Here is a 13,492-nt window from a genome sequence, read left to right as displayed (position 1 = left end):
CCCTTTCGGCTTTTTACCTTTGAAAGGGTTTTTTTACGATTATTTTTTTTACTTTTCAGAAGTTTTGCCTTAACAACACCAATCTAAATTTCTTTTTTATGAAAAATATATACATTCTTCTGTCATTAATTTTATTAGGCTGCAAATCTACTATTTCATCAGTCGGAGAAACAGCTTCAAAGGAAACCGCTGTTGAAAGCAATTATTTGGTTGAACAGAATGAAGTCTCAGATTTTTTAAAATATCTTTCTTCTGATGAACTCGAAGGAAGAGAGACAGGAACGAGGGGGATTGAAAAAGCAGCTGTTTTTTTAGAGGATTTTTTTAAGGAGAATAATGTAAAGCCTTATTTCAGTACGTATCGTGATACGCTTACGAATTTTAAGTTGCCGGCATATAATATTGTGGGATATTTAGAAGGAAGCGATCCTGAACTCAAAAAAGAGTTTGTGGTTTTAAGTGCACATTATGATCATATTGGATTACTGAAAAACAAGCAGGATGATGTCATTAATAACGGTGCAAACGATGATGCTTCCGGAGTAACCGTAGTTGCAGAAATGGCTAAGTATTTCGCTAAGACAAAATCGAATAAAAGAAGCATTCTTTTTGTGTTTTTTGCCGGAGAAGAAAAAGGATTATTAGGATCTAAAAGTTTAGTGCAAAAACTTAAAAAGAAAGATTTTAATTTATACGCCCAGCTTAATATTGAAATGGTTGGAGTGCCAATGAAACGCGATTATCTGGCTTATATCACAGGTTTTGATAAGTCAAATATGGCGGAGAGAATTAACCAATATACAGGAAAAAATACAATTGGTTTTCTTCCAAAAGAAGCCGAATACGAGCTCTTTTACCGTTCTGACAATTATTCTTTTTATGAAGCATTCAAAAAACCGTGTCAGTCCATAAGTACTTTTGATTTTGAGAATTTCGAATTTTATCATCATCCGTCAGATGAATTTCAGGTGATGAATATTCCGCATATCACTAAATTTATACAGGAATTTTTGCCGGCGGTTACACAAATAACAACAACTCCAACGCAAGAAATTACAATGACAAAATAAGGATTCCTTTTCTAAGATTTGATTATTTTTGCTTCATGAAAAATATTATAATTACAGGAACTTCAAGAGGAATTGGTTATGAACTGGCTTTACAGTTCGCAAATGCAGGACATAATGTTTTAGCGATTTCCAGAAAAATTCCACAGGCTCTTTTAGAAAACCAAAATGTAACCTGCCTTTCGGTGGATCTCGCAGATGAATCACAACTCGATATTGTAAGCGATTTTCTTTCTTCGACATGGAAAAAAATAGATGCTGTGGTGCATAACGCAGGTGCTTTGCTTTTGAAACCTTTTGAAGAAACCACTCAGGCTGATTTTGAAAGTATTTACAAAGTGAATGTTTTTGCTGTAGCTAATCTGACCCGGATTTGTTTGCCGTATCTTGAAAAAGGCAGTCATGTAGTAACCATTAGTTCGATTGGCGGCGTTCGCGGAAGTTTGAAATTCGCAGGTTTAGCAGCTTATAGTTCAAGTAAAGGAGCTGTTGGTACCTTAACAGAATTATTGGCTGAAGAATACAAAGAAAAAGGGATTTCATTTAATGTTTTGGCATTAGGTTCTGTCCAGACTGAAATGCTGAACGAAGCTTTCCCCGGTTATCAGGCACCGATTTCTGCAGAAGGAATGGCAACTTATATTTATGATTTTACACTTAACGGAAATAAATATTTTAATGGAAAGGTATTAGAGGTTTCTTCGACCAATCCGTAGATTAAATTCCAATTTTTAAAAACCCAAATTCCAAATACATCTAACTTTTAACAGAAAACATTTTACTAAGATTGAGCGAAACATTAGCCAAATATATCCCCGAACATGCCGTAAAGCCTGTTTTCGATTTGATTGTTGCCAATCAGGTACATCTTAAAATCGTTAACGAGCGTCAGACACGTCACGGTGATTACAGGAGAAGACCGAGCGGCAAACATGAAATAACAGTCAATGCGAGTTTAAATAAATATCGTTTTTTGATTACGCTTATCCATGAAATTTCTCATTTAGTTGCTTTTGAAAAGTTTGGGCGAAACATTAAGCCCCATGGAAATGAATGGAAATTGACCTTTCAGCGATTAATGATACCCTTTATTCGTCCGGAGATTTTTCCAAATCAAATTCTTCCCTTATTGGCGAGACATTTTAAAAATCCTTCGGCAAGCAGTGATACTGATACCACTTTATCATTGGCTTTGAAACAATATGATAAGGAAAATGATAAAAATTATGTTTTTGAAATTCCGTATGGAAGTGTTTTCAGAATAAAAAACGGCAAAATATTCAAGAAAATTGCTGTACGGACAAAACGTTTTGAATGTCTCGAAATTAGTACCGGGAAATTATATCTTTTTAATCCAAATGCTGAAGTAGAGCTGATAAATATTCAATAAAGAGAAATTAAATTCCAAATTCCAATTACACTAATATTGGAATTTGGAATTTTAAAAGATTGAATTTAAAAGCTTTTACCCTTTTAAATAAGCCTCTCTTACCTTTTTGAATAAATTCGAAGAATAAACAAATTTCACAATGTCTTTGTTTTCCGTTCTAAAAATTTCTTCTTTAGTTCCCTGCCAGGCTTTTAATCCTTTTTTTAAGAAAACAATATTTTCTCCTATCTCCATCACAGAGTTCATGTCGTGTGTGTTAATCACGGTTGTGATGTTGTATTCTTTTGTAATTTCCTGAATCAAATTATCAATCAATGTTGAAGTATTCGGATCCAGACCGGAGTTTGGCTCATCACAAAACAAATATTTGGGATTGTTTACGATTGCCCGGGCGATAGCCACACGTTTTTGCATACCTCCTGAGATCTCAGAAGGAAGCTTTTGATGTGCATCAACTAGATTTACTCTCTCTAAAACAAAGTCAACACGTTCTTTGATTTGGGCTTTATTATTATTTGTGAACATTCTTAACGGAAAAGCTACATTTTCTGCTACAGTCATCGAATCAAATAAAGCGCTTCCCTGAAAAACCATTCCGATTTCCGTTCTCAACTCACGTTTTTCATCCTTATCTAAATCAGAATAAACCCTGCCATCAAATTCAATTGTTCCTGAATCCGGAGCGTGAATTCCTAATAGTGTTTTTAATAAAACTGTCTTTCCGGATCCACTCTGTCCAATAATTAAGTTGGTTTTTCCAGTTTCAAAAACTGTCGAAACACCTTTTAAAACTTTGCTGTCACCAAATGATTTTTCTATGTTTTTTACTTCTATCATTATCCTAATAATAATTGAGTTAATATATAATTTAGAAGAATGATACAAACTGATGTCCATACAAAGGATACTGTACTTGCCTTACCAACTTCTAATGCACCGCCTTTCATATAATACCCGTGAAAAGATGGAATTGTAGCCAACAACATCGCAAAAATCAAAGTCTTAATAAAAGCATATGTAATGTGGAAAGGGATAAATTCCATTTGAGCTCCCTGGATAAAATCCTGACTTGTAGAAAATCCTCCATAAGCACAGGCAAGCCATCCTCCAAAAATCCCGAGAAACATACTGATTCCAATTACAAACGGATACATTAATAAAGCTATTATTTTTGGGAAAACCAGATAGTTTAAGGAATTAACACCCATAACTTCAAGAGCATCAATTTGTTCGGTAACACGCATAGTTCCAATACTTGAAGTAATATAAGAACCCATTTTTCCGGCCATAATTACCGAAATAAAAGTAGGTGCAAATTCCAGGATTACAGACTGACGTGTGGCAAAACCAATTAAATATTTTGGAATTAAAGGATTAGTTAAGTTTAAAGCAGTCTGAATAGCTACAACCCCGCCAATAAAGAAAGAGATAAAACAAACAATTCCGAGGGAGTCAATTATTAAATCGTCGATTTCTTTGAAAATTAATTTTTTCATTACAGACCATTTAGTCTGTTTGTTGAAAATTTCTTTCAGCATTAAAAAATATTTCCCTATCTGGGATAAATAACGAATTAACATCATAGTTTTACAAATATTGGCTAAGGTAAAAAGAAGTTATGAGTTTTGGGTTATGACTTTCGCATTTTCGATTGCTTTGGCAATCAAATTAACTTTTGTTTCATTTTTTGAAAACGATACTGTCTTATAAATTTAGCCTGTTCAGGAGTAACCAATAAAGGGGTTTTTGCATTTTTTGCCTTAAAGAAACCTCTGATATAATCCAGGAAAAGAAATGGTTTTTTCTTCATCATGGCCAGTTTTGCAGAAGCAATAGCTGTAATCCAGAAGCCATAACCTAAAGTATAAAAAGCTTCGCCTTGTTTATAACGGGCTGTTTTATTGTAATTGGCACCAGTTGGTTTTAAGTGTTTTACGTGTAACGATTCGTCTGTGACAATTTTCCAGCCGTAATATTTACATAATAATTCATCTACCGTGTCCCAGCCCATTGCAGGACGTAATCCTCCTATTTGATTGAAGGTTTCTTTGCGGTACGCTTTTAAAGCGCCGCGAATATGATCTTTGTCGGTTAGATTTTCTAAAACCCAGTCACCGTTTTTTTCGATATAACAGAATCCACCAACCATTCCGACTTTTGAATCGGATTCGAAATGTTTAATAATGGTTTCGAAATAGTTTGGTGGGAAAATTAAATCTCCGTCTATTTTTACAATGATTTCATAATCAGAATCTAGAGTTTCAAAGCCTTTCTGGAATGCCTGAATTACTTTGCTCCCCGGCATGTGAATCGCATCTGAACTTTTGTTGACAACAGAAATAAAAGGATTTTCTTTTGCAAAACCTAAAACTACTTCTTCTGTTTTATCAGTTGAATTGTCATTAACCACTACAACTTTTGATGGTAAAACGGTTTGTGAAACCAGGGATTGTAAAGTCAGGCCAATTAAATCCTGTTCGTTGTGTGCGGGTATGACTATGTAATATTTCATAAATTTTCAATTTAAAATCCCAGTCTCTTAAATTCCAAATTCCAACTCGAACCGATTTTCAAATTGGAATTTGGAGTTTTATGATTTCCAAAGTTGGAATTTGGATCCGAGCGATAGCGAAAGGGCGTAGCAATTTTATTTTTTGGAATTTACATTATTTATGCCTTTTCAGCATAGATAATGTAGTATCTGTTTGTGAAGCTTCTTAAAAATGGTCTTAGTCCGAATTTTTTAACCGGGTTGGTCCACTTTTGTCTGTCAATGATTTTCCAGCCGGTTTTTTCCAAAAGCCAGTCCAGCTGCCAGTCTTCAAATTCATGGTAATGTCTGTCCCACATGTCTGTTTTAGAACGATAAGCCGGAGAAAACCATAAACGCATCGGAATCGAAATTAAAAGTTTATCCGATTGGATTTCGTTCAGGATCGTAAACGGATTCAATAAATGTTCGAAAATTTCGAAAGCCGTTACCACGTCAGTTTTATCATTTTTTAAAGCATCCTGATTCATGTCTAAATCTTCTCCGCTCGTATTTTTTACTGAAAAACCGGCTTCTTTCATGATTTTTGAAAACGGGTTTTCAACTCCTAAATCAAGGATCGTTTCAGATGTTTTGATGTGTTTTTGTAAAAACTCCAGAGTAAGTTTGAATCTTTTATTTGGAAACGTTTTTTCGTACATAGTATAAGTGTGAACGAAGCAGGGCCAGTTCTTGATTTTTTGATTAGGTGGCAAATATACAAAGATATCTTCTAGTTTTGGTGTTTTTTAGCCCGGATAGAAATGAAAAGCCCACGACTTAAAAAGTGTAGTTTTTGCAGGTTTAAAGAAGCGACTGGAAGAAGCTTTTTTAAGGCATAAAAAACACATTTTTTAAGTGTGGACTTGTAATGGATAGCCGGAATAGCTGCTGAAATTAATATCTATATACGAATGCGTTGATGTTCATTCCTGCTCCAACCGAAGCGAAAATAACTACATCGTCTTTGTTTATTTCGTGATTCTCTATTTTGCCCTGAATTAACAGGTCGTATAAAGTTGGTACGGTAGCAACACTGCTGTTTCCTAAATCATGGATACTCATTGGCATAATGTCTTTAGGAGCGGTTCTGTCATATAGTTTATAAAAACGGTCGATTATAGCTTCGTCCATTTTTTCGTTTGCCTGATGAATCAGGATTTTTTTAACCTCATCAATGGCGATTCCGCTTTTATCTAGACATTCCTTCATGGCGTTAGGAACATTGCTTAGTGCAAATTCGTAGATTTTGCGGCCATACATTTTGATATATTTGATATCCGGATCCAGATCAGGATTGTATGATTTTCCGAAGTATAAAAAGTTGGCTTCATCATTTGCAAAAGTAGCACTTTCGTACGATAACAAACCTGCGTCGTCAGTAGAAGCCTCTAGAATTGAAGCCCCGGCACCGTCTGAGTAAATCATAGAATCGCGGTCGTGATCATCAACCACTCTCGAAAGGGTTTCTGCACCAATTACCAAAACCCTTTTTGCCATACCGGATTTGATAAAAGCATTGGCCTGTAATACGCCTTCAATCCATCCCGGACAGCCAAATAGAATATCATAAGCCACACATTTTGGGTTTTTGATATCCAGTTTGTTTTTAACACGGGTTGCTAAACTTGGAATCATGTCTGACTGAACAGTTCCGGATTTAACATCACCAAAATTGTGCGCAAAAATGATATAGTCTAAAGTCTCTTTGTCGATATTAGCATTTGCAATGGCTTTTTCGGCTGCAAAAAAAGCTAAATCAGAAGTTATATGCTGATCTTCGGCATATCGCCGGTTTTGGATTCCGGTAATTCCTTTGAATTTTTTAATTACTGTTTCATTAGGATAACCAAAAGGAGTTCCGTCTTCATTTAAAAAAACATGTTTGTCAAAATCGGTATTCTTAACTTCTTTTTGCGGAATATAGCTTCCTATACCTATTATCTTTATTTTCATTACTTATTTTTTCCAAAATTTTAGCTAATTTATAAATAAATACGATAGAACAGTCATAAAAATTACTATGCACGCATATAATTATGGAATAGTAATATTTTTAGCTGAAAACTGTCTATTTTTCAATGAAAATGAAGTTTTGAGGAAATTTTAAAGCTTAGTATCAAAGTATTTGATATAATAAAAATGCCCCAAATTCATCGGGGCATTTAATGTTTTAGTAAATTGGAGAAATTAGTAAGAAACTAAAGTTGTAATACTTGATGCAGGCAAGTTGATTCCAAAGTTACCGCCGGAAACAGAAATGTTATCAGCCACTAAATTGGATGAACTGGTTGTTTTGTAACGATTAAATCCAGTGATCGCTATATTGCTGTAACTAAAAGGCTGATACGTTATTTCGGAGTTATCGTTTATAGCCACAATTATTAATTTATTATCTTTTTTGTATGCCGTAATATAAACACCAGATGAAGGGTTTGCAGTACAGTTAACTTTATTAAATCCAGGACGAATCCATCTGGAGAAATGTGTCATTGCGTAACCGCGTTTTGTTATATTGCCGTTTTCATCAAGCAGGCCATAGCTTCTTCTTATATACCACCACGTGTACATACTGTAGCCCGCCACCATACACTTGTGTATTTCTTTGGCAGTGTTCATGGCACCTGTCCAGATGTTGGCATCGTTTGTATCCGTAATATGCTCTGTCATCCATACTTCTTTTCCAAAATTTACATAAGTCGGATTTGCGCCGTATATGTGACCGGCAATATAACTGGTTTTGTTTTTCGCTGTTGTGTTGCTCAGGTAGGTATTAATATAAGTTGTATTCATGTTAAAAGGTTCTGGAGCCATTATTTTAGTACCGCAGTTCTCTCCCTGTGCAGCAACAAAATTTGCAACTTCTGAAGCTGTTAACTCCATTGATTCATAGCTTACATTAATATTGGGTTCATTTATTGGGCTAATTGCTGCAACTCCTCCTACAGTTGTATTGAAATTTTTAAGGTGTTGTGCGTAAGCAGCATACGAACTCGTTTTTAGTTTTCCTGCCACAAGATTGTTGTTGTCTTTCATTGAAGCCGGTGCAGTCCATGAAGACGCTATGATGGTTGCACCGTAGGATTTAGCAGCGTCAATTGTTGCTTTTTCTGCTGTCCAGTCAGAACTGTTAGGAGAAATTCTGACTCTAAGTACACTTAGCCCTAAGCCTTCAGTTGTTGAAAAGGCTTTGACTTTTTGACTGGCAGTTAAATCAGCTATCCAGCCTCTGATGTTGGCTCCGCCAAAACCTCTAATATATTGCTGGACGCTTCCGGCTTCAATAGTAGCATTAGAACTTACTTTACCGGTAAGATTTGTAGGTTTTGTATCCGTTTGCGTAACTGTGTTTTCAATTACTGCTGATTCTTCATCTTTTGAACAGCTTGTAAATGTTAAAACACTAATTAGTAATAAAGATGCGATTCTTTTTTTCATAATAATGGTTTTTTGAGGTTAAATATTTAGCTAATATAATAATAAAAAACAACCGATTGTGGGAAAAATATTAAAATGTTTAATTGTAAATTTTTAACTATTAATGTATTAGTTATTGTGCTTTATTGAGTAAACCTATTAGATATTATTATAATACTAAAAAATTCAACAACCGATTGTAGCCAGAAATAAGAAAAAGGGATTAATTCGTATTAGTGCTGAAATAACTATAAATGAGTGTTTTTCAGTAAAAGCGAATTTTGTCAGAGAGGATACTTCATAATTACACCAACAAAAAAGAGCTACCGATTAGTAGCTCTTTAATAAGGGATTTTTAAATTTTTATTGTTTAAAATGGAGTTATTTTTTAATTCTCCATATAAGCTTCAATAGGAGCACAGCTGCAAACTAAATTTCTGTCTCCGTAAGCGTCATCAACACGACGAACAGATGGCCAGAATTTATTTTCGGCAATGTAATCTAATGGATAAGCTGCTTTTTCTCTTGTATAAGGGAAATCCCAGTTGTCTGTAGTTAACATGGCTAAAGTATGCGGTGCATTTTTTAATACGTTGTTTTTGTCATCTGCTTTTGCTTCTTCAATCTCTTTTCTGATTGAGATAAGCGCATCACAAAAACGATCTAATTCTGCTAAATCTTCCGATTCTGTAGGCTCGATCATTAAAGTTCCGGCAACCGGGAAAGAAACTGTTGGCGCGTGGAAACCGTAGTCCATTAAACGTTTTGCGATATCTCCCACTTCGATTCCGTTTTCTTTGAATGAACGACAATCTAAAATCATTTCGTGTGCCGCTCTTCCGCATTCTCCTGTATAAAGAATTGGATAATGACCTTCGAAACGCGCTTTCATATAGTTCGCATTTAAGATTGCGTGTTCTGTAGCACTTTTTAATCCTTCAGCACCCATCATAGTGATGTATCCGTAAGAAATTAAACAAACTAGCGCCGATCCGTAAGGAGCAGAAGATATAGCTGTGATTGCCTGCTCACCTCCAACATTTAAAATTGGATTTGTTGGCAAGAACGGAACTAATTTTTCGTTCACACAGATTGGTCCAACTCCAGGTCCACCGCCTCCGTGAGGAATAGCGAAAGTTTTGTGTAAGTTTAAGTGACAAACGTCAGCACCAATTGTAGCCGGATTTGTTAATCCAACTTGCGCGTTCATGTTTGCACCGTCCATATATACTAATCCGCCGTTATCGTGGATTAATTTTGTGATTTCAATAATCGAAGATTCGAAAACTCCGTGAGTAGATGGATAAGTTACCATTAAACAAGATAAATCATCTTTGTGCTCAATCGCTTTTTCTCTTAAATCTTCTACATCAATATTTCCTTCCGGAGTCGTTTTCGTAACGATAATTTTCATTCCCGCCATCGCTGCAGAAGCAGGATTTGTTCCGTGAGCAGATGAAGGAATCAAACATACATTACGGTGTCCTTCGTTTCTTGACATATGATACGCACGAATTGCCATTAAACCAGCATATTCTCCCTGAGCTCCAGAGTTTGGCTGTAAAGTTGTTCCGGCAAAACCTGTAATTACATTTAACTGCTGTTCTAATCTTTTCAGCATTGTAAGGTAACCTTCAACTTGGTCAACTGGTGCAAATGGGTGAATGCTGTTCCAGTTTGGCATTGAAAGAGGTAACATTTCTGAAGCCGCGTTCAGTTTCATTGTACAAGAACCTAACGAAATCATCGAGTGATTCAATGATAAATCTTTACGCTCTAATTTTTTGATGTAACGCATTAACTGACTTTCTGAATGATGATTGTTGAAAACATCATGCGTTAAGAAAGCAGAAGTTCTTTCTAATGAAGCGGGTAATTGACTTGCTTGAGATAATTCAGAAATGGTGAAAGTTTCTTTTCCTAAAGCTTTAGCAAAAATGGCAATGATTTGGTTGATGTCGGTAATTGCAGTCGTTTCATTGAATGAAATCGAAATACTTTCAGCATCAGGATAGAAGAAGTTTACTTTGTTTTTCTCTGCTACAGCTTTTACTTTTTGAGCATCAGCTTTTACTAAAATAGTGTCAAAGTAAGCTGTGTTAGTTTGGTAAACTCCTAATTTATTTAAAGCTTCGGCAGTAGTTACTGCAGATGCGTGAACTTTGTTTGCAATGTATTTTAAACCTTTTGGCCCGTGGTAAACCGCGTACATTCCGGCCATAACAGCTAATAAAACCTGAGCCGTACAAATGTTTGAAGTCGCTTTTTCACGTTTGATGTGTTGTTCTCGAGTTCCTAAAGCCATACGTAAAGCACGGTTTCCGTTTGCATCAACAGAAACTCCGATGATACGACCCGGCATAGAACGCTTGTACTCATCTTTAGTAGCGAAGTAAGCAGCGTGAGGACCACCGTAACCCATTGGTACGCCAAAACGTTGCGTTGTTCCAACAACTACTGCAGCTCCCATTTCTCCAGGAGAAGTTAAAGTTGCAAGTGATAAAATATCAGCGGCAAAAGCCACTTTGATTTCGTTTTCTTTTGCTTTAGCAACAAAAGCACTGTAATCGTTTACCTGACCGTATTTTCCTGGGTATTGTAAAATCGCTCCAAAGAAGTCATTTGAAAAATCAAATGTTTCGTGGTTTCCAACAACCAATTCAATTCCGATAGGAGTTGAACGTGTTTGTAAAACCGATAAAGTTTGAGGTAAAATTTCTTCAGAAACGAAGAATTTGTGTGTATTGTTTTTCTTTTGATCTCTTGTACGAACGTCAAATAATAACGCCATAGCTTCTGCAGCAGCAGTTCCTTCATCCAATAAAGAGGCATTGGCAATTTCCATTCCAGTCAACTCAATAACTGTAGTTTGGAAATTCAAAATAGCTTCTAAACGACCCTGAGCGATTTCTGCCTGATAAGGCGTATAAGCGGTATACCATCCTGGGTTTTCGAAGATGTTTCTCTGAATTGGAGCCGGAACGATAGTTGGGTGATAACCCAAACCGATATACGATTTGAATACTTTATTTTTCTTCCCTAATTCCTGAATGTGATTTGCGAATTCATACTCTGTCATAGCAGGATCTAAATTCAACGGTGCTTTTAGACGGATGTCGTCCGGAAGGGTTTCGTAAACCAATTGTTCAATCGAGTCAACCCCAATAGTCTTCAACATGTGTGGAAGATCGGCTTCTCTTGGGCCAATGTGTCTTAAAGCAAAAGCATCTGTTCTCATTTGTAGCTATCTAATTTTTAAAAGAATGTAATCTTATGTTTGTATTCTTTAATTTTTTTAGAAGAACACAAGCTTTATTACATTTTATAGTAAATGTGTTGTTTTTTTGTGGCGCAAAATTAAGTATTATTAATAATTTAATGGGTATTTTTAACTTCAATTTTTATGAATTTTTCAACCAATAGGTTGGTTTGTTAACAATTGATTAGATTTGAAGGATGAAACTATTGAAACAGATATTCGATTTTTACTTAAACAGCAGTATTCACGTGGCTTTGTCCTGTTATGCCCTGGTACGGATTACGTTTCATGTATTTCACATACAATATGATGATGCCATGGCGTTGTTTGTTTTTTTTGGAACTATTGTAGGATATAATTTCGTAAAATATGATGCGCTGGTCCGGGTTAAGAAAAAACCAATTGGAACCCAGTTGAAAATTATTGCTGTTTTGAGTTTTGTTTCGGTGATTTTGGTTGGCTATTATTTCTTCCATTTAAAGCGGATTACTCAAATTGTTTCTGTCGCAATATTTGCTATTACGGCACTTTATACACTTCCTTTTTTTCCGAATCGAAAAAATGCCAGAAACTGGGCGGGGGTAAAAATTTACATTGTGGCCATTTGCTGGGTAGGAGCAACGCTGGTTTTGCCTTTAATTAATGCGGGAGCAGGATTAACATCTGATTTTTTTATAAAATCGATTCAGCGTTTCGTATTGGTTTTTGTACTGATTTTGGTTTTTGAAATTATTGATTTAGCCAATGATGACCCGCATTTGCAAACCGTTCCACAAACAATTGGAGTAAAAAGAACTAAACTTTTGGGCTTTTTATTACTGATTCCGTTTTGGATTTTAGAAATCTTGATTTCAACATTTAATTACCGTGATGCTGTAATAAATCTTATTATGGTTGTAATGCTGATGCTTTTTATTTTCTTTGCAAATCCCAGCCGTTCTAAATATTATACTTCTTTTTGGGTCGAAAGCGTGCCGATACTTTGGTGGCTTATGATTGTGTTTCTGTAAATTATAAAATCATTTTTGATAGATTTCATTGTTTGCTTCTTGGGGGAGTTGTATTTGGTTTTTAAACCAATGATCCTGCCTCTTTTACTAATTTCATGTGAATTTTTCCTCTTTTCATGACTAAGAATTTCCATCTCATGACATTTTTTTATTAAACCCTACAAATCATATATAGTTTTGATATAGAAATATATAACACATTATTGTTCAGTTGTTTTTGGTATTGAATAGAATGTGTAATGAAAATCAGTGGAGCAGATCCCACTAAAAAAACGAGGCGGTTCTGAAAAGCCTTACGAGTAAGAAAATATTAAATTGAAAAGTTATGTCAGATTTATTAGCAGGTGCTTATCTAGCAAAAGGAACAATCGGAAATGTTGGAATGCCAGGTGCTCCAGTTGCATCATTTAGTTTAGTAGTGGTACCATCACAGCATTCTGTGTCAGGTACTGTAGTCATTACTCAGGCTGTACAAGGTCCTGATAGTCATATCGTAGTACCAGTAACAGGAAAAATATTTGCAACCGGCATAGGAAATGTTACTCAGGTTGTTGGTTTAAAAGGACAGTATGTGCACTCAGTTTCTCCACCGGCAATTGGATCTTTCTTAGCAAATTTTGATGCCCATTTAGCTATAGACAACGAATGGAATGGTACTGGAGGTTTTTCATATTTTGGACATAATGTGGAAGATGTACCCGTAAAAGCTGTAAACCAGGCTGAATTAGTATAAGTAGTTTCAGCGAATAAATATATTTTAAAAAAAGCTAGTCTTTTGTATTGCGAGAGTATTTTTAAGATTAAGAAAATTAAATCGTT

12 protein-coding genes are annotated in these 13,492 nt (G+C 35.4%); 5 read left to right on the top strand and 7 right to left on the bottom strand.

The window, feature by feature from the left end:
* The first annotated feature begins 98 nt into the window (after positions 1 to 98).
* From K8B81_RS06815 to K8B81_RS06805, 3 genes are all read left to right on the top strand, one after another.
* Positions 99 to 1,070, top strand: a complete 972-nt coding sequence (locus tag K8B81_RS06815; protein WP_223680207.1) for a M20/M25/M40 family metallo-hydrolase — start codon at positions 99 to 101, stop codon at positions 1,068 to 1,070.
* Between the two features lie 35 nt (positions 1,071 to 1,105).
* Positions 1,106 to 1,783, top strand: coding sequence for an SDR family NAD(P)-dependent oxidoreductase (locus tag K8B81_RS06810; RefSeq protein ID WP_223680205.1), 678 nt, complete (start codon positions 1,106 to 1,108; stop codon positions 1,781 to 1,783).
* Between the two features lie 71 nt (positions 1,784 to 1,854).
* Positions 1,855 to 2,457, top strand: coding sequence for a SprT-like domain-containing protein (locus K8B81_RS06805; protein ID WP_223680203.1), 603 nt, complete (start codon positions 1,855 to 1,857; stop codon positions 2,455 to 2,457).
* Between the two features lie 75 nt (positions 2,458 to 2,532).
* Here the strand turns inward: K8B81_RS06805 and K8B81_RS06800 are convergent, their stop codons facing one another.
* From K8B81_RS06800 to gcvP, 7 genes are all read right to left on the bottom strand, one after another.
* A complete protein-coding gene (locus K8B81_RS06800) occupies positions 2,533 to 3,294 on the bottom strand; it encodes an ABC transporter ATP-binding protein (RefSeq protein ID WP_223680202.1) in 762 nt (253 codons plus the stop codon).
* Positions 3,294 to 4,040, bottom strand: coding sequence for an MlaE family ABC transporter permease (locus K8B81_RS06795; RefSeq protein ID WP_223680200.1), 747 nt, complete (start codon positions 4,038 to 4,040; stop codon positions 3,294 to 3,296). Before K8B81_RS06795 ends, K8B81_RS06800 begins: the two co-directional genes overlap by 1 nt.
* Positions 4,041 to 4,120: 80 nt before the next feature.
* Entirely contained in the window at positions 4,121 to 4,969 is an 849-nt protein-coding gene (locus tag K8B81_RS06790; protein WP_223680198.1) for a glycosyltransferase, read from the bottom strand.
* Between the two features lie 158 nt (positions 4,970 to 5,127).
* Complete coding sequence (locus K8B81_RS06785) at positions 5,128 to 5,649, bottom strand: class I SAM-dependent methyltransferase (RefSeq protein WP_223680196.1); 522 nt, start codon at positions 5,647 to 5,649, stop codon at positions 5,128 to 5,130.
* A gap of 235 nt (positions 5,650 to 5,884) precedes the next feature.
* Entirely contained in the window at positions 5,885 to 6,943 is a 1,059-nt protein-coding gene (locus K8B81_RS06780; RefSeq protein ID WP_223680194.1) for a 3-oxoacyl-ACP synthase III family protein, read from the bottom strand.
* 234 nt (positions 6,944 to 7,177) lie between these two features.
* Positions 7,178 to 8,425 (bottom strand): glycoside hydrolase, encoded by a 1,248-nt coding sequence (locus tag K8B81_RS06775; protein ID WP_223680192.1) that lies wholly within the window; start codon positions 8,423 to 8,425, stop codon positions 7,178 to 7,180.
* 367 nt (positions 8,426 to 8,792) lie between these two features.
* Positions 8,793 to 11,642, bottom strand: a complete 2,850-nt coding sequence (gene gcvP / locus K8B81_RS06770) for an aminomethyl-transferring glycine dehydrogenase (RefSeq protein ID WP_223680190.1) — start codon at positions 11,640 to 11,642, stop codon at positions 8,793 to 8,795.
* A gap of 218 nt (positions 11,643 to 11,860) precedes the next feature.
* Between gcvP and K8B81_RS06765 the strand changes: the two genes are divergently transcribed.
* Complete coding sequence (locus K8B81_RS06765) at positions 11,861 to 12,673, top strand: UbiA prenyltransferase family protein (RefSeq protein WP_223680188.1); 813 nt, start codon at positions 11,861 to 11,863, stop codon at positions 12,671 to 12,673.
* Positions 12,674 to 12,998: 325 nt separating this feature from the next.
* Complete coding sequence (locus tag K8B81_RS06760) at positions 12,999 to 13,406, top strand: DUF1842 domain-containing protein (protein WP_223680186.1); 408 nt, start codon at positions 12,999 to 13,001, stop codon at positions 13,404 to 13,406.
* Positions 13,407 to 13,492: the final 86 nt, after the last annotated feature.

Origin of the sequence: Flavobacterium hibisci, from assembly GCF_020026925.1 — a bacterium.
In the GTDB taxonomy this organism is placed as follows: Bacteria; Bacteroidota; Bacteroidia; order Flavobacteriales; family Flavobacteriaceae; genus Flavobacterium; species Flavobacterium hibisci.
The sequence above is the reverse complement of the archived record's forward strand: the minus strand, read 5'-3'. Positions and strand labels throughout refer to the sequence as shown.

Bases quoted from the DNA above. Each gene is read 5' to 3' on its own strand.
- K8B81_RS06795 (WP_223680200.1), bottom strand. From the start codon at position 4,040: ATGATGTTAATTCGTTATTTATCCCAGATAGGGAAATATTTTTTAATG.
- gcvP (WP_223680190.1), bottom strand. From the start codon at position 11,642: ATGAGAACAGATGCTTTTGCTTTAAGACACATTGGCCCAAGAGAAGCC.
- K8B81_RS06775 (WP_223680192.1), bottom strand. From the start codon at position 8,425: ATGAAAAAAAGAATCGCATCTTTATTACTAATTAGTGTTTTAACATTT.
- K8B81_RS06785 (WP_223680196.1), bottom strand. From the start codon at position 5,649: ATGTACGAAAAAACGTTTCCAAATAAAAGATTCAAACTTACTCTGGAG.
- K8B81_RS06780 (WP_223680194.1), bottom strand. From the start codon at position 6,943: ATGAAAATAAAGATAATAGGTATAGGAAGCTATATTCCGCAAAAAGAA.
- K8B81_RS06765 (WP_223680188.1), top strand. From the start codon at position 11,861: ATGAAACTATTGAAACAGATATTCGATTTTTACTTAAACAGCAGTATT.
- K8B81_RS06815 (WP_223680207.1), top strand. From the start codon at position 99: ATGAAAAATATATACATTCTTCTGTCATTAATTTTATTAGGCTGCAAA.
- K8B81_RS06760 (WP_223680186.1), top strand. From the start codon at position 12,999: ATGTCAGATTTATTAGCAGGTGCTTATCTAGCAAAAGGAACAATCGGA.
- K8B81_RS06800 (WP_223680202.1), bottom strand. From the start codon at position 3,294: ATGATAGAAGTAAAAAACATAGAAAAATCATTTGGTGACAGCAAAGTT.
- K8B81_RS06810 (WP_223680205.1), top strand. From the start codon at position 1,106: ATGAAAAATATTATAATTACAGGAACTTCAAGAGGAATTGGTTATGAA.
- K8B81_RS06790 (WP_223680198.1), bottom strand. From the start codon at position 4,969: ATGAAATATTACATAGTCATACCCGCACACAACGAACAGGATTTAATT.